Genomic DNA, 19,489 nt, shown 5'->3' on the forward strand with positions numbered 1-19,489 from the left:
TCAGCCTACGACCGCGTCGCTGCCGATCCGGTACCCGGCCCCGCGGTGCTCCGCGGGCAGCCGGTCCCCGCGTCCGTGCAGCTTGTGCCGGAGCGACCCCGCCTCGTACGCCTCCGGGTACACGCCCCGGGCGCGGAGCTCCGGGACCACGAACTCGATGACGTCCTCCCACGTGCCCGGCGTCACGGCGTACGCCAGGTTGAACCCGTCCACGTCCGTCTGCTCCTGGATCTCCTGCAGCTGTGAGGCGATCGTCGCTCCCCCACCCACCGCGACCGGCCCGAGCCCGCCGATCGCCGTGTGCCGCGCGAGGTCCCGGATCGTCCAGGCGCTCCCGTCCTCCCCCGTCGCTGCCGAGATGTTCGCCGCCGCCGACTGGATCGCGTTCGACTCGACGTCCCCGAGCGGCTCGTCGAGGTCCCACTGCGACAGGTCGACGCCCATCCACCCGGAGTTGAGCACGAGCGCGCCGAGCTCCGACGCGTAGGAGAGGTAGTCCTCGTACTTCGCCTGCGCCAGCTCGTCCGTCGCGTCCGTGATGATCGTGAGCAGCGTGTAGATCTTCGCCGCGTACCGGTCCCGCCCAGCCGCCTCGAGTGCATCGCGGATCTTCGTCACCGTCGAAGCGAGCTGCGGCAGGGTCGGCGCACCGACGAAGATCGCCTCCGCGTTCTCCGCCGCGAACGCGATCCCCCGCGGCGACGCCCCCGCCTGGTAGATCACCGGCGTGCGCTGCACCGACGGTTCGGAGAGGTGGATCCCCGGCACGTCGAAGTGCTTGCCGTGGTGCTCGATCGGGTGCACCTTCGCCGGGTCCGTGAAGACGCCGTTCTCCTTGTCGAGCACGACGGCGTCGTCCTCCCACGAGCCCTCCCACAGCTTGTAGAGGACCTCGAGGTACTCGTCGGCGACGTCGTACCGGTCGTCGTGGCTCAGCTGGTCCGTCTGCCCCATGTTCCGCGCCGCGCTCGGCAGGTACCCAGTCACCACGTTCCAGCCGACGCGGCCCTTCGTGAGGTGGTCGAGCGTGGACACCCGCCGCGCGAACGGGTACGGGTGCTCGTAGGCCGTGCCCGCCGTGATCCCGAACCCGAGGTGCTCCGTCACCGACGCCATCGCCGACACGAGCAGGATCGGGTCGTTCACCGGGACCTGCGACCCCGTGCGCAGGGCGGCTTCGTTCGAGTCCCCGTACACGTCGTACGTGCCGAGGACGTCCGCGATGAAGATGCCGTCGAACGCCCCGCCCTCGAGCGTCTTCGCGAGGTCGGTCCAGTACGTCAGGTCGCGGTAGTTGCGGGAGCGGTCCCTCGGGTGCCGCCACAGGCCCGAGGACTGGTGCGCCACGCAGTTCATGTCGAACGCGTTGAAGCGGATCTGCCGCGGGGTCGTCGGGGTCGGGTTCGTCGAGTCCGTCACGGTCGCGACGCTACGGATGGTTGCTCCGCGGGTCACGCAAGGTGACGAACCGTGACGAGACGGATCCCGACGTCCGCACTGCTACGGCCGGTAGTCCCGGTTCTCGTCGGACTGGTCGAGCGGGAGCTGTCGCGGCCACTGGCGACCGTCGGTCCCTGCGCCGACGCCGGTGATCGCCCGGACGACAGCGATGAGCACAGTGGTCGCCCACCCGTGCCGCTTCGGGTTCGTGAACCCGTCGTCACCGAACGGGCGATCGCGATCAGGTCCGGACACTTCGCCTCCGAGCAGCAGTTGACGGTGCACAGACTACGTGCTGCCCTGACCGCTCCGGCTGAGGCGCGTTCCGGTCGGCTACCCGACGACCTGCCGGATCCGCTCGAGGCCCGTTCGGCAGCGATCCCGGTACTCGTCGTACAGGTCCGGCCGCTTGTCGAGCGCCCAACGGGTCACGTCCAGCAGGTGCAGTTCCGTCATCGTGGCGAGGCGCCGGTGATCGGCGGCCGACGCCAGCCCCGCAGCGGCAGCGAACTCGGCATGTTCCTGGAGGGTGATCGACCCGTCGACGCACGCCCATTCGAAGACCCGTCGGGCGTCGGTCCAGGGTGACGGTCCGGTCTCGGCGGCGCCCCAGTCGATGAGCACGGGTGGCAGGTCGGGACCTCGGGAGAGGAGGTTGCGCGGCGCGAGGTCGCCGTGCGCGAGTCCGAAGTCGTGCGCATCGTCCTGCAACGAGCCGAGGCGATCGCGCAGGCGCGCGGGCTCCGTGTACGCGCCGTCGCGGAGGAGCCGGTCGTCGTCCCCGAGGGCGCGGATGTTGTAGTCGAGGTGTGCCGACCAGGCACGCGGCACGTCGGCGCCGAACCGCGAGTAGAGGGACGGCGGCGCATCGCGGAGCGAGATCCCGGCGACCGCGCGGGCGTAGGTGCCGAGCCACGTCCAGGGGTGGTCGATCGCCCGCGCGTCCGGCGTCACGTACTCGGACATGGCGAACGGCACCCCGCGTTCGACACCGTGCGCGAGCGGCATCGCGACCGGGATGCCGATGCGAACCGCCTCTGCCGCGGCCCACGACTCGACGGGGTACTCGTCCTCGCGGAGCGGATCGACCGGGAACCGGAGGACCACGGGGTCGGCGTCGACGCGTTCAACCAGGTACGTGTGGTTCACCGCGCCGCCGCGCAACGGCACGATGCGGTCGACGGTTCCGCCGACACCCTGCACGACGACCCGCAACCATTCCTGGTCGATCCCCTCGTGCGGCACGGCTCCATCATGGCCCCCGGCTCGGACACCGGCTCTTGCGCAAGCGGTACTCAGTGTTACTATCTACCGGTAGTCAGCAACGCTGAGTACCACTTCGACCAGGAGGTACGCATGGCCAAGCAGGAGACGGAGATGCTCAAGGGCATCCTCGAGGGGATCGTCCTCGCCGTGCTCGTCGGCCGTCCGGCCCACGGGTACGAGATCACCGCCTCGCTCCGGGAGCAGGGCTTCACCGACATCGCCGAGGGCACCGTCTACGCCCTGCTCGTCCGCATCGAGCAGCGCGGCCTCGTCGACGTCGAGAAGGTCCCCTCCGAGAAGGGGCCGCTGCGGAAGGTGTTCACCCTGAACGCCCGCGGCCGGGAACAGCTCGACGACTTCTGGTCGGCGTGGACCTTCCTCGCCGACCGCCTCGAGCACCTGCACAACGCGACCAGCACGAACGGACAGGACTGACCATGGCCATCTCGATCTCGGACATCACGACCAAGCTCATCGGCGACAAGAAGCGCTGGCGGGCGTACAAGGCCCGGACGGCGACCCTGCCGGCGAGCCACCGCACCGCCGTCGACGGCATCGAGCGGTACCTCATGTACACGGGCCCGAGCGACGGCGACCAGCTCATGCGCATGCTCGACGACCTCGCGGACCTGTTCGAACAGAGCGCCGCGGACGGCACGAGCGTCCGCACCGTCGTCGGCGACGACCCGATCGCCTTCGCCGAGGACTTCAAGGCGAACTACGGGCTCGGCTCGTGGCTGAGCAAGGAGCAGCAGCGTCTGATCGCCGCGATCGACGAGGCAGACCAGGCGGACGCTCATCGAGGAGGTGAACCGTCGTGACCAACGCCATCCGGGTCCGGGGCCTCACGAAGTCCTTCGGCGACCTGCACGTCCTCCGCGGCGTCGACCTCGACGTCGAGGCCGGCACCGTCTCAGCCCTGCTCGGCTCGAACGGTGCGGGCAAGACCACCGCGATCCGCATCCTCGCGACCCTCGCCGCGGCCACGGGTGGCACGGCCACAGTCGCTGGGCACGACGTCGCTACCGAACCGGGCGCAGTCCGCGAGGCGATCAGCCTCACCGGACAGTTCGCGGCCGTGGACGAGGTGCTCACGGGCCGCGAGAACCTCGTCCTCGTCGCCCGGCTCCGGCACCTCCCGCACGCCGGCCGCATCGCCGACGAGCTCCTGGGACGGTTCTCGTTGACCGAGGCCGGTTCGCGTCGGGCGGGGACCTACTCGGGCGGCATGCGCCGTCGACTCGACATCGCGATGAGCCTCATCGGCGATCCGCAGGTGGTGTTCCTCGACGAGCCGACCACCGGACTCGATCCCGAGGCCCGGCTCGAGGTCTGGGATGCCGTCCGCGCACTCGCAGCGAGCGGCACGACGGTCCTGCTCACCACGCAGTACCTCGACGAGGCCGAGCACCTCGCGGACCGCATCGCGATCCTGCACGAGGGACGGATCATCGCCGACGGCACCCTCGCCGAGCTGCGACGCCTGCTCCCGCCCGCGCGGGTCGAGTACGTCGAGAAGCGTCCGACGCTCGAGGACGTCTTCCTCGCCGTCATCGGTCACGGCCCAGCCACGGCTGCGCCACACGAAGAAGCCACCACCGCGCCGCACCAGGAGGAGGTCGCCTGATGTCCACCCACCCGATCCACGACACCGCCGTCCTGACCGGCCGCTCCCTCAAGCACGTCTGGCGGAGCCCGGACACGATCATCACGACCGCCGTGATGCCCATCGCCTTCCTGCTCCTGTTCGTGTACGTCTTCGGCGGCGCGATCGACACGGGCAGCACCTCGTACGTCGACTACCTGCTGCCCGGGATCCTGCTCATCACGGTCGCGTCCGGCGTCGCGTACACCTCGTACCGGCTGTTCCTCGACCTGCAGTCGGGCATCGACGAGCGCTTCCGGTCCATGCCGATCGTCCGCGCGGCGTCGCTCTGGGCGCACGTCCTGACCTCGCTCGTCGCCAATCTGGTCTCGGTGACCGTGGTGGTCGGGGTCGCCCTGCTCATGGGCTTCCGGAGCAGCGCCGGCATCGGCGCGTGGCTCGGGGTGCTCGGCATCCTGGTGCTCTTCACGCTCGCACTCACCTGGATCGCGGTCGTGGCGGGCCTGTCGGCGAGGTCGGTCGACGGGGCGAGCGCGTTCTCGTACCCGTTGATCTTCCTGCCGTTCATCAGCTCGGCCTTCGTCCCGACGGACACGATGCCGGGTCCGGTCCGCTGGTTCGCGGAGCACCAACCGGTGACGTCCATCGTGGACTCGATCCGGGCCCTGTTCGCCGGGCAGTCCCCGCAAGCGGACCTCTGGATCGCACTCGCCTGGTGCGCCGGCATCCTGCTCGTCGCACTCGGCGCCGCGCTCCTGGTCCAGCGTCGCCGGGTCGGCTGATCCTCGAGATCCCGGGTCCGTCGTTGCCCGGACCCTCACATGTCGGTGTCTCGCGCTCGGGCCAGGCGGGCGCTGACGGCCCCGATCGTCGCCCCGACGGCCGGGAGCGCGAACGTCGTGAAGGCACCGGCCGCGATGACCAGCCCCCGCGCCGTCCGGTCCGGGTCCGAGCCCGGCAGACGCGCGATGAGCACGAGGACGAGCGTCGCAAGCGCGACGGCGACGACCCAGAGGACGACCGCGACCACCGTCAGGACGATGACGGTGCGCCGTCGGCGTCGATCCTGTGTGGTCTCCCCCGGCTGATGCATGACCCCATCCAACCGGAGACGCGGGTCGGCTGATGGCCCGCGATGCCGGCCTCGGCCCGGGGGTGCGGACCACCGCTCCCCCGGGCCGCCCCGTCACCGCCCCGTCGGCTCCTCCAGGTCGTCGACGTCCCGCCAGTTCCCGATCACCGGGAACTCCGTGACCCGCAACCGCGCGGACCCGTACGGCACCAACCGCAGGTCGTCGTCCGGCCCGTGGTCGAGCACCGGGCTCGCCGGCGGCACCGACGCCTGTGCGCCGTCCTTCCGCCACTCGGTCGCCCGCGCCCCCGGCGCATGCAGCACCACGGCCGCGCTCCGGCGGTCTCGCAACGACCACGGCGCGCTGGGTACCGTGCCACGCGTGACGCGCCACTCCCCCGCGTCCCGGACCTCGGCGAGCGCCCAGTTCCACGACCCGCGCGGGTGCACTTCCCACTCCCCGATACCGGGTGCCCCGTCGTGGGACACCCACCGCTCGCCGGGCGAGTAGACCATCGTCAGCGGGCCGAGCCGGACGGCTGCGGCCTGGCGCTCCCGCCGGACGACCCGGGCACGCATCGGCAGGACGAGCACGACGTCCCCCGCGGCGGTCCAGTCCCGCACCAGCGTCACGTACCCGTCGACGACGGAGACGCCGAGCGGCACCACCACCCCGCCCACCGTCAACGACGCCTCAGTCGCCCACTCCGGGATCCGGAGTCGCAGCGCGAACGGCGTCGTGCGCGCGGTCGACACCCGGATCGTCACCGTCTCGTCGAACGGGTACTCGGTGTCGACCGTGATCGCCACCGGGTCCTCGTCGACGGAGGTCGCGACCTCGGACGGCGCGTACGCGACGGCCCGCAACCCGTCGTCGTCGCGCAGCCACAGGTGCGACACGAACTTCGGCCATCCCTGGTGCAGGTTCGCCGTGCAGCACCCGAAGTGCGGTTCGAGCCCGAAGATGCCGGCGTCGTCGGAGGAGAAGCTCCACTCCCGCCGGGCGACGGACACCTCGACCTGGTTCGCCTGCTGGTGGTACTGGTGCCCGCGCATCTCGGGGTCGCTCGACGCCGGCAGCAGGTTGTAGGCGAGGGACTCCAGCCGGTCGCCGTCGACCCCGCGCCCGTACACCTGGGCGTGCACCGCCGCGGTGAACATCATCTCGACGACCTGGCAGGTCTCGATGCCGGCGGTGGCTTCGCGGCCGCCGAGCCACTCGTCACCGGAGAACCACCCGTTCGCCTGCCCGTGCCACCGGTCGAGCGCGCCGAAGGACGTCTCGGTCCGGTCCGCGTGCCCGGCGAGGTCGTGGTCGCGGAGCGCGGCGACGGCTCCGGTCTTCAGGCCCATCGCGACGTTCGGTCCGTGGGTGCGGTGCGAGAACGTCCGCGCGGGCCCGGTGATGAGCTCGTCCGCCAGGTAGTCGTCCCACCGCGTGGTCTGCGCCGCGAGCAGGTCGACCAGGTCGAGGAGCCAGGCGTCGCCGGTCCGCTCGTACAGCCACCAGACGGACAGCGCGTTGTCGGCACCACGGGCACGCCCCCATGACGTCAGCGGCCGGCCGGGCAGGTGGTCGAGCTGGTGGCGGAAGTACCGGGACAGGAACGGTGCGACCCGCTCGTCCCCGGTCGCCTCGGCGTGCTGGGTGAGGACCTTGAGGGCGACCATCCGCGGCCACCAGTCGTCGTTCCCGGTCGGACCGAAGAAGCCGTCGTCGCGCTGCGACCCGAGGATCCACTCGATCCACGGTTCGGCCAGCGCGGTCAGCCGCGCGTCCTGCAGCACGTGCGCGAGCGGGACCAGCCCGTCCAAGTAGTACGGCCCGCGTTCCCAGTTCTCGCCGGGCCCGCCACGCCAGCCGCTGTCCGGGCCGACGTCGGGCCAGATCGCCTCGAGCTGCCCGGTGATGTTGTCAGCCTGCAGCCGGAGCTGGTCGAGCAGCCAGCCGCGCGGGGTGATGCTCCCGAGCGGGAGCGGACGGTGCGGCCGACCGGCGGTGCCGGCGGAGACGCCGGTCGAGCTGCCGGCGGTGCTGCCGGTGGGGGTCGACGTGTAGGACATGGTCATTTGATGGATCCTCCGATGAGACCTCGGGTGTAGTACCGCTGCAGGGCGAGGAACAGCACGACCACCGGCACGGTCGCGACGCACGCGACGGCGGTGAGGAGTCCCGGGTCGATCACCGGGACGCCGGGGATCTTGAAGGACGTGCTGATGCTCGAGAGCGCGAGCGGAAGGGTGTACTTGCTGTCGGTCGACAGGAACGTGACCGAGCTGAGCAGGTCGTTCCAGCCGGCCATGAAGCCGAACAGTGCGGTGGTGACGAGCCCGGGCCACGCGAGCGGGAGCATCACGGAGCGCAGGATCCGCCCCGTTCCGGCGCCGTCGATGGCCGCAGCGTCCTCGAGCTCGGACGGGATCCCGTCGAACGTGTTCCGCATCACGAACACCGAGAACGGCAGCTGCAGCGTCACGAGGACGAGCACCACGCCGACCAGGGAGTCGAGCAGCCCGAGCTTGCCGAGCACGATCGACAGCGGCGTGAGCAGCCCCTGGAACGGCACGACGAGCGGCGCGAGCAGCAGCACGAACACGATCGACGACCCGCGGAACCGGATCTTCGACAGTGCGTAGGCGGCGAGCGTCGACACGAGGGCGACGAGCACCGCGACCGCGATGGCGACGACGAACGAGTTGACGATGTTCTGCCGCAGGTCCACCGACGGGTCGAACACCTTCGCGTAGTTCCGGAGCGTCAGCGTCGCGATCGACTCCAGCCCGATCCCCCGGGCGTCGGCGTCGGCCGGCAGGAACGACCGGAACAGGATGTAGACGATCGGCGCGATGAACAGGAAGGCGAGCACCGTGCCCACGGCGACGTACGCGACGCCACTCGCGTGCACACGACGGCGCCGTGGCCCGGGACGGGTCACGTCCGGTGCGTCGGTCCGGTCCACCGCATCCGGTCCGGAGGCTCGACCCGCCCCGCGTCGAGACGCTGCGGTCGTGCGCTTGGTCACGTCCGTCGCGCTCATCGGTCGTCCTCCGCTCCGGTCGAGCGCAGCGCCCGCAGCTGGACGACCGCGATGGCGAGGATGATCACCGTGAGGATCATCGACAGGGCGGCGCCGTAGCCGAGGTCGTACCGGACGAACGACTGCTGGTACGTGTACATGACCGTCGTCGTGGTGGATCCGCTGGGGCCGCCCTTGGTCAGCACGTAGAACTGGTCGAAGACCAGGATCGAGCCGGAGACCGCGAGCAGCAGGCAGAGCGCGAACTGTCGTCGGACGAGCGGGAAGATCACGGATCCCTCGCGTCGCCACCAGCCGGCGCCGTCGATCTTGGAGGCCTCGATCACCTCGGTCGGCACCGCCTGCATGCCGGCCATCAGCAGGATCATCGCAACGCCCATCGACTTCCACACGGTCAGGACGATGACCGCCCAGAACGCGGAACCGGGCGCCGTGAACCAGGCGGTGTCCCCGTCGGTGAGCCCGACCGACTTCAGGAGCACGTTGATCACCCCGGTGCCGGGGACGAGCAGCACGTTCGCCATGTACGCGGCGGCGGTGAAGCCGATGACGACCGGCATGAAGAACGCCGTCCGGACGAAGGAGACGAACCGGCCCTCACCGCGGACCATCGTCGCCGCACCGTAGCTCACGGCCATCCCGAGCGGCACGGCGACCACGGTGAACAGCAGCGAGAAGACGAGTGAACGCCAGAACGCCGCGTCCTGGAACGCCTGCGCGTAGTTCCCGAAGCCGGCCAGGCTGACCTTGCCGAGCAGCGGCCAGTTCGAGAACGACATCCCGACGAGCAGCACCATCGGGACGACGAAGAACACGAGCGCGAGGACCAGCGCGGGGGCGACGAGCACCCACGCCAGCGTCTGGCGGCGCCGGCTCCCGGGCCGGGGACGGGAGCGTGTGCTCCCGTCCGCGACCCCGGCGAGCGCCGTGGAGGTGACGGCTGTCACTGCCCGACCTGGCTGTACGCCTGCTCGATGAGCGAGTTCGCCTGCTTCTCCGCGCTCGCGAGGGCGGTCGTCGCGTCCGCGCCCTGGAAGATGACCTTCTGGGACTGCTGCGCCCACGGGCCGTTCGGGTCGTTGATGACGGCGTTGTAGGCGATGCTCTTCGGGAGCTTGCCGATCGCGAGCGTGTCGACGATGTCCTTCGACCACTCGTCGGTCGCCAGGCTCTTCGCCACGGTGAGGTCCGGCGCGATCCAGCCCTGCGACAGGTCGATCTTCGCCGCTTCCTTCGAGCTGACCAGCCACTTCATGAGCGACCAGGCGCCGTCGGTGTTCTTCGCACCGGCGGTCATGCCGATCTCGTCACCACCGAGGAACGAGCCGGAGCCGCCGTCCACGCCGGGGATCCCGACCGCGCTGCCGAAGTCGGCCTTCTTCGCGGTGAGCGTGTTCGCACCGCCGAAGAGGATGCCGACCTTGCCGTTCAGCGCGTTCTCCTGCCCGACGTTGCCCGGGTCCTGGTTGGGCTGGTCGGTCTTCTGCATGAGCCCGGACTTCCACATGTCCTGGTACCAGTCGACCATCCCGACGAGTTCCGGGCTGGTGAACTCGGCCTTCTGGTCCTTCCCAGCGGCGGTCAGGACGCTGCCGCTCTTGGCCCACGAGCTCGGGAAGCCGGTCCAGGCCTGGCCGACGCCGCCGAGGGTCGAGAACCCGGTGACCCCGCCGCCGAGCGCCTGGATCTTCTGCGCGTCCGCCTTGACCTCGGCGAGGGACGTCGGCGGCTTCGTCGGGTCGAGTCCTGCCTCCTTGAAGAGCGACTTGTTCCAGAACATCTGCGAGCCGGTGAGCGCGACCGGGAGCGCGAAGTTCTTGCCGTCGAGCGTGCCGATCTCGACACCGGCCGGCGCGAGGTCGCCCTTGTCCGAGAGCCCCTTCACCTTGTCGGTGACGTCGGCGAGCAGGCCCTGCGTCGCGAGGAGCGGGGTGTTGACGATGTCGTAGCTGACGAGGTCCGGCACCGACCCCGCACGTGCGGAGTTGGCGAGCTTGGTGAGGTACTGGTCGGCCTGGATCGTGGAGAGCTTCACGGTGACGCCGGGGTGCGACTTCTCGTACGCCTTGACCTGCGCCGTCAGGTCGACGCCGCCGTCGCGCTGCCAGAGCGTGACCGTGCCCTTCGCCGCGCCACCGGTGTCGGCCGTCCCGCTCGAGGAGCACCCGGCCAGCCCGATCGCCGCGACGGTCAGAGCGGCTGCCGCGATCGCGGTCCGCCGGATCGTGGATGTCTTCATCGTCATCTCCGCATCTCTGCTTGCCGCGTCGTTGCGGCAAGATTTGCTGTGTTTGCCGAAGGTAGAACCTGGCGATGGCCGTGTCAATGCTTGACGTCGCAATCGTGATACGGCAAGGTTTGCCGAGTGCCGTACGATGCATCGCAAGGAGGACGCCGTGGTCAATCGACGTGAGGTGACGCTCGCCGACGTCGCCGCGCAGACCGGTGTCTCGGTCGGGACGGTCTCCAAGGTCCTCAACGGCCGCGGACAGATCGCCGAGGCGACGCGGCAACGTGTGGCCCTGGTGGCGAGCGAGCTGGGACTGGTCGTGCGCGCCGAGACGCGAGCACAGCCTCCCGGCCGCTCCTTCCTGGTCGGCGTGCTCTCGACGGATGCCTACGGGCGCTTCACCATCCCGATCCTCACCGGGGCGGAGGACACCTTCGGCCCCGGCGAGGTGTCCATGCTGCTCGCCGAGAGCCGCGGCGACCCCATCCGTGAAGCGCACTACGTGCAGACGTTCCTGAACCAGCGGGTCGACGGCATCGTGGTGACCGGTCGCTCCAGCGACCCCCGACCGTCGATCACCGGACTCCTCGGGGTGCCGGCCGTGTACGCGCTCGCGCCGTCCCTCGACCCGGACGACGTCTCCATCGTGCCGGACGACGAAGCCGGCGCCGCCCGCGCGATCGACCACCTGATCGGGTCCGGACGCCGCTCCATCGCGGTCGTCTCGGGTGCCCGGCGGCACACCGCGAGTTCGCACCGCGTCGAGAGCGCGAAACGGGCCATCGCCGCTGCCGGAGCGACGCTCGCCGGTGGCGACGCCCTCTACGGCGAGTGGAGCGAGCGCTGGGGGTACGAGGCGGCGACCCGGCTGCTCGGGAGCGAGTTCGACGGCGTCTTCTGCACGAGCGACCAGATCGCGCGCGGCGTCGTGGACTGCCTGCGCGAAGCCGGGATCGTGGTGCCCACCCAGGTCGGCGTCGTCGGCGTGGACAACTGGAGCGTCATCACCGACGCGGCGCGGCCGAGCATCACGTCCGTGGACCTCAACCTGCGCGAGGTCGGCCGCCGCGCGGCAGCCCTGCTCATGCGGATGATCCAGGGCGACCAGGTCGCGGGCGGCGTCCGCACCGCGGAGTGCTTCCTCGTGCCCCGGCAGTCGACGTGAACCCCACGGCGGATCCGCGCCTGGCGCGCGCACTGGCGGCCGCCGGTCTGCCGACGACGGGTCACTTCGTCGAGAAGGGCGGCTGGGTCAGCCACGCCTGGATCGGCGACGACGTCGTCGTCCGGGCGAGCAACGGCGCGATCCGCGACGCCTACCGCCACGAAGCCGAGGTCGTCGACCTGCTCGCCGGCAGCGACGTCCCGCACGCTCGACGCATCGCGCACGGCGACGAACCGGACGGCGCCTGGTCCGTGTCGACGCGACTGCCCGGCCGCACGCTGCAGGACGCCTGGCCGACCGCCTCGCCGGAGGCCCGCCGGACCATGATCGAGAGCCTCGGATCAGCGCTCCGCGAGCTCCACCGCGTCCCGGCACCCGCGGACCTCATGCCGCCGTGGCTGGCCGATGCCCTCGCCGGCGGATCGTGGCCCGCGTACCACCCGCCCGTCGTCGGCGCGGCCGAGCATCTGGTCGACGAGGCCCGTCACGCCGGCGGCGACGCCGGGCTGTTCGAGCACGTCGCCCGCTGGGTCGACGCGCGACTGCCGCTCTTCGCCGACGACCGGCTCGTCCTCGTCCACGGTGACCTGCACGGGTCGAACGTGATGGTCGACCAGGGGCGCGTCACCGGGCTCATCGACTTCGCCGAGGCGGTGGCCCAGCCGGCCGACGTCGAGCTCGACACCATCCTGCGCTGGTGCGCTCGACCGCTGGAGTTCCCGGCCACACCCGACGGCCGAGGGCTCGACGCATCGACCCTGGCGGAGGTCCCCGGATGGCTGCGCGGCGCGTACCCGGAGCTGTTCGCGCGCGAGCACCTGCGCGAGCGACTGCGGTTCTTCGACATGGAGGTCGAGCTCGCGATCCTCGCGCACCACCCCGACCCCACGGTGCGTGAGGTGGCGCGAGGACGCGTCACGCGACTGCTCGAGGGGCACGACCACCTCGACGAGCTCGTCTGGTAGGTCAGCGCGCCGCCGCTTCCACCGCGGCGACCGCTGCAGCGACCCCACCGTGGAACGGTGCCCCGTGCCCCGGCAGCACCCACGTCGCCCCAGTGGGCAGCAGGGCGCCGAGCGACGCGATCGCCTGGGCCGGCTCGTCGGTGAACGGCGCGGGCGCGGGGCCGACGGCTCCGGTCAGCACGTGCCGGGTGGTGAGCCCGTCGCCGACGAACACCGCGTCGACCGCCGGTACCCACACCGCGATGCTCCCCGGCGAGTGTCCCGGCATGGCGATGACCTGCGGCGCACCCGGCAGGTCGAGGACGTCGCCGTCGTGCACCTCGACCACCTCCTGCAGCCACACCGGCCGTGCGCCGCCCTTGCGCAGCGAGTAAGCCACGAAGCCGAGGAGTGCCCCGATCCGCATCCGCTGCTTCCCGCCCTTGGGCTTCGGACCACCCTTGGCGCGCTCGGCGTCGGCGGCGTGCACGTACACCGGCACGCCGTGTTCGCGACGCAGCCGTTCGGCGAAGCCGACGTGGTCGGAGTCGCCGTGGGTGAGCACCACGCCCCGGACATCATCGAGCGAGCGCCCCATCGACGCCAGCTCGGCGACGAGGTCACGCCAGTGGCCGGGGAGGGCGGCGTCGATCACGGTGATGCCCTCGGGCGTCTCGACGAGGTAGGCGGAGACCACGTCGCTGCCGATGCGGCGGAGGTTGGGTGCGAGTTCCATGATGGCTACGCTACATAGCCATCATGGCTACTGTCAATAGCTATACTCGGGTCCATGCCCACTCCGGACCGGACCACCCTCGACGCCATCGTCGCCGCCGCGCGCGACCTGCTCGAGGAGGACGGGCTCGCCGGCGTGACGATGCAGGGCGTCGCCGTCCGCGTCGGCGTGCGCGCACCGTCGCTGTACAAGCGGGTGGAGAACCGCGACCGGCTGCTCCAGCTCGTCGCCGAGGAGACCCTCCTCGAGCTCACCGCGCGTCTCGACGCGGCAGCCGACGCCCGCGCGCTGCTCGACACCTACCGGGGGTTCGGGAAGGAGCGCCCCGCGGCGTTCCGGCTGGTGATGACCCCGGGCGCCGGGACACCGGTCGCCGACACCGCGGTGCAGGCGGCGTCGAGCGCGGCCATCCTCCGGGTCGCCGCCGCACTGGCCGGCGAGGCGGAAGCGCTCGAGGCAGCGCGCCTGCTCACCGCGTGGGCCACGGGCTTCATCAGCATGGAGCTGAACGGCGCGTTCCGCCTCGGCGGGGACATCGACCGCGCGTGGGACTACGGCATCGCCCACCTGGTGGACGCGATCACCCGGTAGTCGCCGGCGGACGCGGTCAGCAGCACCGGCGCCCCGCTGAGCGTCATCCCAGCCCCAGACAGGTCGCCATCACGGCCTGCTGCACCGGCAGCAGCGACGCCTTGAACGCGTGCCCCACGAACGCCGGGTGCTCCAGGGCATCCGCGCTGACCTCGCGCCCCCGCAGGAACGGCGGGCACGGGTTCAGCCGCACGCCCGACGGCGCCGCATCCAGGAGCGCGGCGGTGATCCGGTACGGCGCCAGGAGTTCGGCGTGCGGGCCCGGACCGTCGGTGAGCACCACGTCGGCGGAGCGGATCGCCACGTCGAGGTCGTCCGTCCACCGCGCACCCGGGGTCGCGACCTGCGCCGGGCAGCACTGGACGAGGTCGAGCTCCATCGCCCGTGCCGCTTCCTGCCAGGCACGCGCGATGTTGCCGTCGGCGCCGACGAACAGGAACCGCAGCGACCGGAGTTCCGCACCGAGCCGCAGGGCGTACAGGTCCGACAGCACCTCGCACGGGTGGTTGCCGTCCGTCATGGCGTTCACGACGGGGAGGGACGGCACCGAGTCCAACCCGTCGAGGACCGCGAGATCGGGGTGCCGGGCGACCACGATGTCGGCCCAGGCGTCGAGGTACCCGGCGACGTCGGCGAGTGCCTCGGGCTTGTCGAGCGTCGTCTCGGGGAACACGATCGGCTGCAGGCCCATCAGCGCCGCCCCCCGCTCGAACGTCACCCGCGTCCGCAGGCTGGAGGCGGGGAAGAACAGCACCGCGCACCCGGAGGTGACGGGACCGCGGCCGTCGCGGTAGGCGTCGGCGAGGTCGAAGACCCCCGCGATGTCCGAGTCGGACCAGTCGTCGAGGCGGATGAGCGAGCGCATCAGATCACCGTAGCGACACGTCGGCGAAACACCGGATGTCGTCTCCTGGTCCTGCACGGCGTCACCGAGGCGTCGACGAAACGAAGGAGAACACCATGCCCGTCACGAAGAAGGTCCTCGCGAGCGGCATCGTCCTCACGGCCGTCGGAGCGAGTGTGCTCGGCGGAACGGCGGTCGCCTCCGCCGCGTCCGTCGGTCAGGAGGCAGGGACACTCGCCCGTCCGACCGAGGACGCGCTCATGCTGACGCCGCACTCCGGTGATGGCGATGCCACGTTCACGGTCGACCAGGACGCGGTGGGGGATCCTTCCGTGGTCCTCGAGCCGGGTTCCGGCGACACGGTCATCGGTCAGCCTGTCGGGTCGTAGACGCGGACGATGACGGACGGGAGGCCCGTGGCGGCGCCGCCACGGGCCTCCCGTCCGGTTCCGGGTCGTGTCAGCGGGCCGCGCTCGCCTCGCGCACGGCGGCTTCCGCCGCGACCCACGCGAGCATCCCGCACTTCACGCGCATGACGAACTTGGAGACCCCGTGGAAGGCGATCAGGTCCTCCAGGACGTCCTCGTCCGGTTCGCCGACTCCTCGGGACCGCATCATCGCGCGGAACTCCTCGGTGAGGGCGAGCAGCTCCGGGGTGGTCCGGCCGACGGCCATGTCGGTGAGCACCGACGCCGAGGCCATCGAGATCGAGCACCCGTCGCCCTGCCAGGCGAGCCCGGCGATGCGGTCCGAACCGGGCTCGAGCCGCACGCTGACGGTGATCTCGTCGCCGCACGTGGGGTTCCGCTCGAAGTGCGACGCGTCGGCATCGGCGAGCGCACCGTCGCCGTGCCGGGCCTTCGCGTGGTCGAGGATGACCTGCTGGTACAGGGAGTCGAGCGCGTTCACGAGGCCACTCCGTCCGCACCGAAGTAGCCGCGGATCTCGCTGACGGCCTGCACGAAGCGGTCCACGTCCGACTCGGTCGTGTACACGTACGTGCTCGCGCGGCTGGTGGCGGTGAGACCGAGGCGGCGGTGCAGCGGCTGGGCGCAGTGGTGCCCGGAGCGGACGGCGATGCCCTGCGCGTCGAGGTACTGCGCGACGTCGTGCGCGTGCACCCCGTCGACGTCGAACGACACCAGACCCGAGCGCGGGATGCCCGCTGCCGGACCGACGACGGCGATGCCCGGGACGGCGGCGAGCCCGTCGAGCATCCGCTGGGCGAGGTGCTCCTCGTGCATGCGGACCCGCTCCATGCCGATGGCCTGCAGGTAGCGGACCGCCTCGGCGAGCGCCACGGCCTGGGACACGGGCTGCGTGCCGGCCTCGAAGCGCTCCGGTGCCGGCATGAAGTCGGTGTGCTCCATCGTCACGGTGGTGATCATCGAGCCGCCGGTGCGGAACGGGGGCAGTGCGTTCAGGAGTTCACTGCGTCCCCAGAGCACGCCGATGCCGTTCGGGCCGAGCATCTTGTGCCCGGAGAACGCGGCGAAGTCGATGCCGAGGGCCTGCACGTCGAGGGGGCGGTGCGGTGCGGACTGGCAGGCGTCGAGGACCACCAGGGCACCCTGCGCGTGTGCCGCCGCGACGATCTCGGCGACGGGGGCGATCATCCCGGTGACGTTGGAGACGTGCGCGAAGGCGACGACCTTCGTGCGGTCGGTGATGAGCGCGATGGCGTCGGCGGCGCTCCAACAGCCGTCGTCGTCGACGGGCACCCAGCGGAGCGTCGCGCCGGTTGCGATGGCGAGCTCCTGCCAGGGCACGAGGTTCGCGTGGTGCTCGGCCTCGGTCACCAGGACCTCGTCACCCGGGCCGATCCGGAAGCGTTCGGCGTCCGCTCCCCCGCGGCCGCGGCTGGCGTTCGCGATGCCGTACGCGACGAGGTTGAGGGCGTCGGTGGCGTTGCTCGTCCACACGACCTCGCTCGGGTTCGCAGCACCGATGAAGCCGGCGACGGTGGCGCGGGCGTCCTCGTAGGCGTCGGTGGCCAGGGCGGCGAGGGTGTGCGCGCCACGGTGGACGGCCGCGTTGTCGTGCTCGAGGAAGCGGCGTTCGGCGTCGAGCACCTGGCGGGGCCGTTCGGCGGTGGCGCCGGAGTCGAGGTACGCCAGCGGCTCGCCGTTCACCTGCTGCTGCAGGATCGGGAAGTCGGCCTTGATCCGCTCGACCTGGTCGTCGGTGAGCGGCTGGTTCGGTGCCACGATCGTCACTGCGCTTGATCCTCCTGGTCGTCGGGGACGACTCACTGTCGTCGGGGACAACCGCTCCATGGTCCCGGTTGTTCCGCCAGGAGTCCAGCCGGTCCCCCGACAGCGAACGACCCCGGACCCGTTGCCGGGGCGGGGCCGTTCGGTGTGCGCACGCTACTCGTTGCCGACGTGCTTGTCGGCGGAGTCGCGGGCGCCGTCGATCTTGTCGTCGAACTTGCCGCCTGTGGCCTTCTTCACGGCGTCGGCGACGCCGTCGAGCACCTTGTCGCTGATGCCCTCGGCCTTCTCGCTCTTCAGGGCGTCCTGGACCTTGCCGTCCTTGAGGAAGTCCTGCGCCTTCTTCGTGATGTCGTCGAACCCCGCCATGTCCGTGCCTCTCGTTCGGCGCGGAGCCGGTCGCCCCGCCGCGTGCCGCCGATGGTAGGCCGGTCGGGTCGCGCGCGTGTGGGTCGGGTGCGGCGGTCAGGCCATCTGGGCGCTGCGTCGGCGCGCGAGCACGTAGCCGACCGCGACGGACCCGGAGACCGCCAGGAGCGACGGGATGAGGATGTCGGTGCCCTGCTCGGTGAACTCGACGACGAGCACGAGCGCGGTGAACGGCGCGCGCATGGTCGTCGCGAGGAACGCCGCGGCGCCGATGAACGCGAAGGACGCCAGACCGGGGCCGTCCGCCGGCCAGAGCAGGATCCACGCACCGCCGAGGAACCCGCCGAACGCCGCGCCGATCGCGATCGAGGGCGTCAGGGTGCCGCCGACCGCACCGGCACCGATCGTGGCCGAGGTGGTGATGGTCCGGATCAGACCGAGCACGAGGAGCAGCACGATCGGCGCGAAGCCGAGCATCGAGCCGTCGTCGACGGAGGTGTTCATCGCCAGGATGCCGAGCGCCCGGCCGTTGCCGAGGATCTCCGGGAACGGCACGGCGATGAGCCCGACCATCGCGAACACGACCGGCAGCACGACGAGCAGGTGCCAGCCCTTCGGCGCGATGCCCTGCAGCCGGTTCGTCAGCTTCACGAACCCGACGCCGGCGAAGCCCAGCACCGGTCCGACGACGACGGCCCAGACGAGCAGCGACGGCGACATGTGCATCGCGGGCACGTGGTAGAGCACCTCGTCCGGGATCACGAGTCGCGCGACGAAGGCCGCGACGGCGCTCGTGGCGAACGCCGGCAGCGCGGTGGCGAAGGTGAGTTCGCCGAGCAGGACCTCGACCGCGAAGAGCGCACCGCCGAGCGGCACGTCGTACACGGCGGCGAGGCCGGCGGCGGCGCCGCACGCGACGAGGATCTTCGTCTCGCGCTTCGACAGTCCCGCGCGGGCGGTGATGAGCTGGGCGAGCCAGGCGCCGATCTCCCGCGGCGCCACCTCTTTGCCGATGGAGGCACCGAGGCCGACCGCGAGGATCTGGACACCGGCGTTCGCCAGGGTCGCGAGCGCCGGCATCCGCTTGCCGTTGACCGCACCGGGCACGGAGACGATCGGTCGGCCCCACCGTCGGAGTGCCCACCAGGCGAACCCGGTCAGGATGCCGGCGGCGACGAGGGCGAGGAACCGGTTCAGCGCGGACGGGGCGTCGGCTGCTTCGAGGTGGCCGGCGAACGGGAACCCGAACGCGACGAACTGGATGAGCTGCAGCGCGAGCCACACCGAGACCCCGGCGATGCCACCCGCGACCCCGACGAGTCCGGTGACGACGACGAGCTTCAGCACCCAGCCCGGGGTCGTGTGTGCGGTGTGCGGCATATCGGAAACCCTATCGGCCGCGGGCCCGCCGCTCCGGCCCCGTCACCGCCGGGCGTCGTCAGTCGAAGAGCTCGCTGAGCCAGTTCCCGCGGCGCTTCTTCCCGTACGGCTGCTGGCCGTACTGCTGGCTGGACTGCTGGCCGTACTGCTGCTGGCCGTACCCGCGGCGGCCCTTGTCCCACGACCCGGGCGAGCCCGGCGATCCCGGGGACGCGTACCCGTTCCGCGGGACCGCCATGCCGGACGTGTACCCGGGCACGTACCCGGGCGCAGGGGCGGCCGGCACCGCGTGCGGACCGGGGGCCGGAGCCGCGGGCGCCGCGGTCGCGGTGGGCGCGGACGGCGCTGCTCGCTCGATGATCTTGTCGAGCTCGCCGCGGTCGAGCCACACACCGCGGCACTCGGGGCAGTAGTCGATCTCGATGCCGGATCGCTCCGACATCACGAGGGTCGCCTGGTCGTTGGGGCACTGCATGAGGAGGTCCTTCCGATCGGCGCGAGGTGCGCACTGCGATCGATCCTGTCGACCGCGTGTGTGCCGCCCGTGCGGAACCCCTGGACAGCGTCTGTGGATCACCGGAGTGTCCGCCGCCCG

The 19,489-nt window shown here is 71.2% G+C and carries 23 protein-coding genes; 8 read left to right on the forward strand and 15 right to left on the reverse strand.

The annotated features are described in order from the left end of the window. The 3 genes from EDF55_RS14195 to EDF55_RS14205 form a co-directional block, all read right to left on the reverse strand. Positions 1–1,419, reverse strand: coding sequence for an LLM class flavin-dependent oxidoreductase (locus EDF55_RS14195; protein WP_260233386.1), 1,419 nt, complete (start codon positions 1,417–1,419; stop codon positions 1–3). An 81-nt stretch (positions 1,420–1,500) separates the two neighbouring features. Continuing rightward, positions 1,501–1,695 carry a hypothetical protein gene (locus EDF55_RS14200; RefSeq protein ID WP_123655606.1) on the reverse strand — a complete coding sequence of 65 codons (195 nt, stop codon included), beginning with the start codon at positions 1,693–1,695 and terminating at the stop codon, positions 1,501–1,503. A 78-nt stretch (positions 1,696–1,773) separates the two neighbouring features. Beyond that, positions 1,774–2,685, reverse strand: a complete 912-nt coding sequence (locus EDF55_RS14205; protein WP_185017412.1) for a phosphotransferase — start codon at positions 2,683–2,685, stop codon at positions 1,774–1,776. A 111-nt stretch (positions 2,686–2,796) separates the two neighbouring features. Between EDF55_RS14205 and EDF55_RS14210 the strand changes: the two genes are divergently transcribed. Genes EDF55_RS14210 through EDF55_RS14225 form a run of 4 tightly spaced genes read left to right on the forward strand, consistent with a single transcriptional unit; the run spans position 2,797 to position 5,094 of the window. Then, complete coding sequence (locus tag EDF55_RS14210; RefSeq protein ID WP_123655608.1) at positions 2,797–3,141, forward strand: PadR family transcriptional regulator; 345 nt, start codon at positions 2,797–2,799, stop codon at positions 3,139–3,141. Positions 3,142–3,143: 2 nt separating this feature from the next. Next, the gene (locus EDF55_RS14215) at positions 3,144–3,527 is read left to right on the forward strand and encodes a DUF1048 domain-containing protein (RefSeq protein WP_123655609.1); all 384 of its coding nucleotides are present in this window, start codon (positions 3,144–3,146) and stop codon (positions 3,525–3,527) included. Continuing rightward, entirely contained in the window at positions 3,524–4,333 is an 810-nt protein-coding gene (locus tag EDF55_RS14220) for an ABC transporter ATP-binding protein (RefSeq protein WP_123655610.1), read from the forward strand. Before EDF55_RS14215 ends, EDF55_RS14220 begins: the two co-directional genes overlap by 4 nt. Next, complete coding sequence (locus EDF55_RS14225; protein ID WP_123655611.1) at positions 4,333–5,094, forward strand: ABC transporter permease; 762 nt, start codon at positions 4,333–4,335, stop codon at positions 5,092–5,094. The genes EDF55_RS14220 and EDF55_RS14225 overlap by 1 nt, the downstream gene beginning before the upstream one ends. A gap of 35 nt (positions 5,095–5,129) precedes the next feature. Here EDF55_RS14225 and EDF55_RS14230 read toward each other — a convergent pair whose 3' ends face one another. The 5 genes from EDF55_RS14230 to EDF55_RS14250 form a co-directional block, all read right to left on the reverse strand. Next, positions 5,130–5,405 carry a hypothetical protein gene (locus tag EDF55_RS14230; protein WP_123655612.1) on the reverse strand — a complete coding sequence of 92 codons (276 nt, stop codon included), beginning with the start codon at positions 5,403–5,405 and terminating at the stop codon, positions 5,130–5,132. A 93-nt stretch (positions 5,406–5,498) separates the two neighbouring features. Then, complete coding sequence (locus EDF55_RS14235) at positions 5,499–7,454, reverse strand: beta-L-arabinofuranosidase domain-containing protein (protein ID WP_123655613.1); 1,956 nt, start codon at positions 7,452–7,454, stop codon at positions 5,499–5,501. Then, positions 7,451–8,422 carry a carbohydrate ABC transporter permease gene (locus tag EDF55_RS14240; protein WP_123655614.1) on the reverse strand — a complete coding sequence of 324 codons (972 nt, stop codon included), beginning with the start codon at positions 8,420–8,422 and terminating at the stop codon, positions 7,451–7,453. The genes EDF55_RS14235 and EDF55_RS14240 overlap by 4 nt, the downstream gene beginning before the upstream one ends. Further along, complete coding sequence (locus EDF55_RS14245) at positions 8,419–9,369, reverse strand: carbohydrate ABC transporter permease (protein WP_123655615.1); 951 nt, start codon at positions 9,367–9,369, stop codon at positions 8,419–8,421. The genes EDF55_RS14240 and EDF55_RS14245 overlap by 4 nt, the downstream gene beginning before the upstream one ends. Next, positions 9,366–10,667 carry an ABC transporter substrate-binding protein gene (locus tag EDF55_RS14250; protein WP_123655616.1) on the reverse strand — a complete coding sequence of 434 codons (1,302 nt, stop codon included), beginning with the start codon at positions 10,665–10,667 and terminating at the stop codon, positions 9,366–9,368. Before EDF55_RS14250 ends, EDF55_RS14245 begins: the two co-directional genes overlap by 4 nt. Positions 10,668–10,818: 151 nt before the next feature. Between EDF55_RS14250 and EDF55_RS14255 the strand changes: the two genes are divergently transcribed. Both EDF55_RS14255 and EDF55_RS14260 read left to right on the forward strand, forming a co-directional pair. Further along, positions 10,819–11,817 (forward strand): LacI family DNA-binding transcriptional regulator, encoded by a 999-nt coding sequence (locus EDF55_RS14255; protein WP_207909580.1) that lies wholly within the window; start codon positions 10,819–10,821, stop codon positions 11,815–11,817. After that, entirely contained in the window at positions 11,814–12,782 is a 969-nt protein-coding gene (locus tag EDF55_RS14260; RefSeq protein WP_260236067.1) for a phosphotransferase family protein, read from the forward strand. The genes EDF55_RS14255 and EDF55_RS14260 overlap by 4 nt, the downstream gene beginning before the upstream one ends. A gap of 1 nt (position 12,783) precedes the next feature. Here EDF55_RS14260 and EDF55_RS14265 read toward each other — a convergent pair whose 3' ends face one another. Further along, a complete protein-coding gene (locus EDF55_RS14265) occupies positions 12,784–13,497 on the reverse strand; it encodes an MBL fold metallo-hydrolase (RefSeq protein WP_123655619.1) in 714 nt (237 codons plus the stop codon). A 54-nt stretch (positions 13,498–13,551) separates the two neighbouring features. Here EDF55_RS14265 and EDF55_RS14270 point away from each other — a divergent pair, with 54 nt between their 5' ends. Continuing rightward, on the forward strand, positions 13,552–14,088 hold the full coding sequence (locus EDF55_RS14270) for a TetR/AcrR family transcriptional regulator (protein ID WP_123655620.1): 537 nt from the start codon (positions 13,552–13,554) through the stop codon (positions 14,086–14,088). 43 nt (positions 14,089–14,131) lie between these two features. On the opposite strand, the gene EDF55_RS14275 is transcribed toward EDF55_RS14270, so the two are convergent. Continuing rightward, a complete protein-coding gene (locus tag EDF55_RS14275) occupies positions 14,132–14,953 on the reverse strand; it encodes an ornithine carbamoyltransferase (RefSeq protein ID WP_123655621.1) in 822 nt (273 codons plus the stop codon). 95 nt (positions 14,954–15,048) lie between these two features. Here EDF55_RS14275 and EDF55_RS14280 point away from each other — a divergent pair, with 95 nt between their 5' ends. Beyond that, positions 15,049–15,321, forward strand: coding sequence for a hypothetical protein (locus EDF55_RS14280; RefSeq protein ID WP_123655622.1), 273 nt, complete (start codon positions 15,049–15,051; stop codon positions 15,319–15,321). A 70-nt stretch (positions 15,322–15,391) separates the two neighbouring features. Here EDF55_RS14280 and sufU read toward each other — a convergent pair whose 3' ends face one another. The 5 genes from sufU to EDF55_RS14305 form a co-directional block, all read right to left on the reverse strand. Next, the gene (sufU, locus tag EDF55_RS14285) at positions 15,392–15,841 is read right to left on the reverse strand and encodes a Fe-S cluster assembly sulfur transfer protein SufU (protein ID WP_123655623.1); all 450 of its coding nucleotides are present in this window, start codon (positions 15,839–15,841) and stop codon (positions 15,392–15,394) included. Beyond that, positions 15,838–17,139: an aminotransferase class V-fold PLP-dependent enzyme gene (locus EDF55_RS14290; RefSeq protein ID WP_260236088.1), complete on the reverse strand. Its 1,302-nt coding sequence runs from the start codon at positions 17,137–17,139 to the stop codon at positions 15,838–15,840. Before EDF55_RS14290 ends, sufU begins: the two co-directional genes overlap by 4 nt. A gap of 162 nt (positions 17,140–17,301) precedes the next feature. Further along, positions 17,302–17,514 (reverse strand): Rv0909 family putative TA system antitoxin, encoded by a 213-nt coding sequence (locus tag EDF55_RS14295; protein WP_123655625.1) that lies wholly within the window; start codon positions 17,512–17,514, stop codon positions 17,302–17,304. Positions 17,515–17,610: 96 nt separating this feature from the next. Further along, on the reverse strand, positions 17,611–18,894 hold the full coding sequence (locus tag EDF55_RS14300) for a chloride channel protein (protein WP_123655626.1): 1,284 nt from the start codon (positions 18,892–18,894) through the stop codon (positions 17,611–17,613). A gap of 58 nt (positions 18,895–18,952) precedes the next feature. Next, entirely contained in the window at positions 18,953–19,369 is a 417-nt protein-coding gene (locus tag EDF55_RS14305) for a zf-TFIIB domain-containing protein (RefSeq protein WP_123655627.1), read from the reverse strand. Positions 19,370–19,489: the final 120 nt, after the last annotated feature.

This window comes from Curtobacterium sp. ZW137 (assembly GCF_003762905.1).
In the GTDB taxonomy this organism is placed as follows: Bacteria; Actinomycetota; Actinomycetes; order Actinomycetales; family Microbacteriaceae; genus Curtobacterium.

Excerpts from the sequence above, each read along its gene's own strand:
- EDF55_RS14215 (WP_123655609.1), top strand. The coding sequence starts at position 3,144 with ATGGCCATCTCGATCTCGGACATCACGACCAAGCTCATCGGCGACAAG.
- EDF55_RS14270 (WP_123655620.1), top strand. The coding sequence starts at position 13,552 with ATGCCCACTCCGGACCGGACCACCCTCGACGCCATCGTCGCCGCCGCG.
- EDF55_RS14225 (WP_123655611.1), top strand. The coding sequence starts at position 4,333 with ATGTCCACCCACCCGATCCACGACACCGCCGTCCTGACCGGCCGCTCC.
- EDF55_RS14295 (WP_123655625.1), bottom strand. The coding sequence starts at position 17,514 with ATGGCGGGGTTCGACGACATCACGAAGAAGGCGCAGGACTTCCTCAAG.
- EDF55_RS14280 (WP_123655622.1), top strand. The coding sequence starts at position 15,049 with ATGCCCGTCACGAAGAAGGTCCTCGCGAGCGGCATCGTCCTCACGGCC.
- EDF55_RS14210 (WP_123655608.1), top strand. The coding sequence starts at position 2,797 with ATGGCCAAGCAGGAGACGGAGATGCTCAAGGGCATCCTCGAGGGGATC.
- EDF55_RS14300 (WP_123655626.1), bottom strand. The coding sequence starts at position 18,894 with ATGCCGCACACCGCACACACGACCCCGGGCTGGGTGCTGAAGCTCGTC.
- EDF55_RS14250 (WP_123655616.1), bottom strand. The coding sequence starts at position 10,667 with ATGACGATGAAGACATCCACGATCCGGCGGACCGCGATCGCGGCAGCC.
- EDF55_RS14305 (WP_123655627.1), bottom strand. The coding sequence starts at position 19,369 with ATGCAGTGCCCCAACGACCAGGCGACCCTCGTGATGTCGGAGCGATCC.
- EDF55_RS14240 (WP_123655614.1), bottom strand. The coding sequence starts at position 8,422 with ATGAGCGCGACGGACGTGACCAAGCGCACGACCGCAGCGTCTCGACGC.
- EDF55_RS14265 (WP_123655619.1), bottom strand. The coding sequence starts at position 13,497 with ATGGAACTCGCACCCAACCTCCGCCGCATCGGCAGCGACGTGGTCTCC.
- EDF55_RS14230 (WP_123655612.1), bottom strand. The coding sequence starts at position 5,405 with ATGCATCAGCCGGGGGAGACCACACAGGATCGACGCCGACGGCGCACC.
- EDF55_RS14235 (WP_123655613.1), bottom strand. The coding sequence starts at position 7,454 with ATGACCATGTCCTACACGTCGACCCCCACCGGCAGCACCGCCGGCAGC.
- EDF55_RS14275 (WP_123655621.1), bottom strand. The coding sequence starts at position 14,953 with ATGCGCTCGCTCATCCGCCTCGACGACTGGTCCGACTCGGACATCGCG.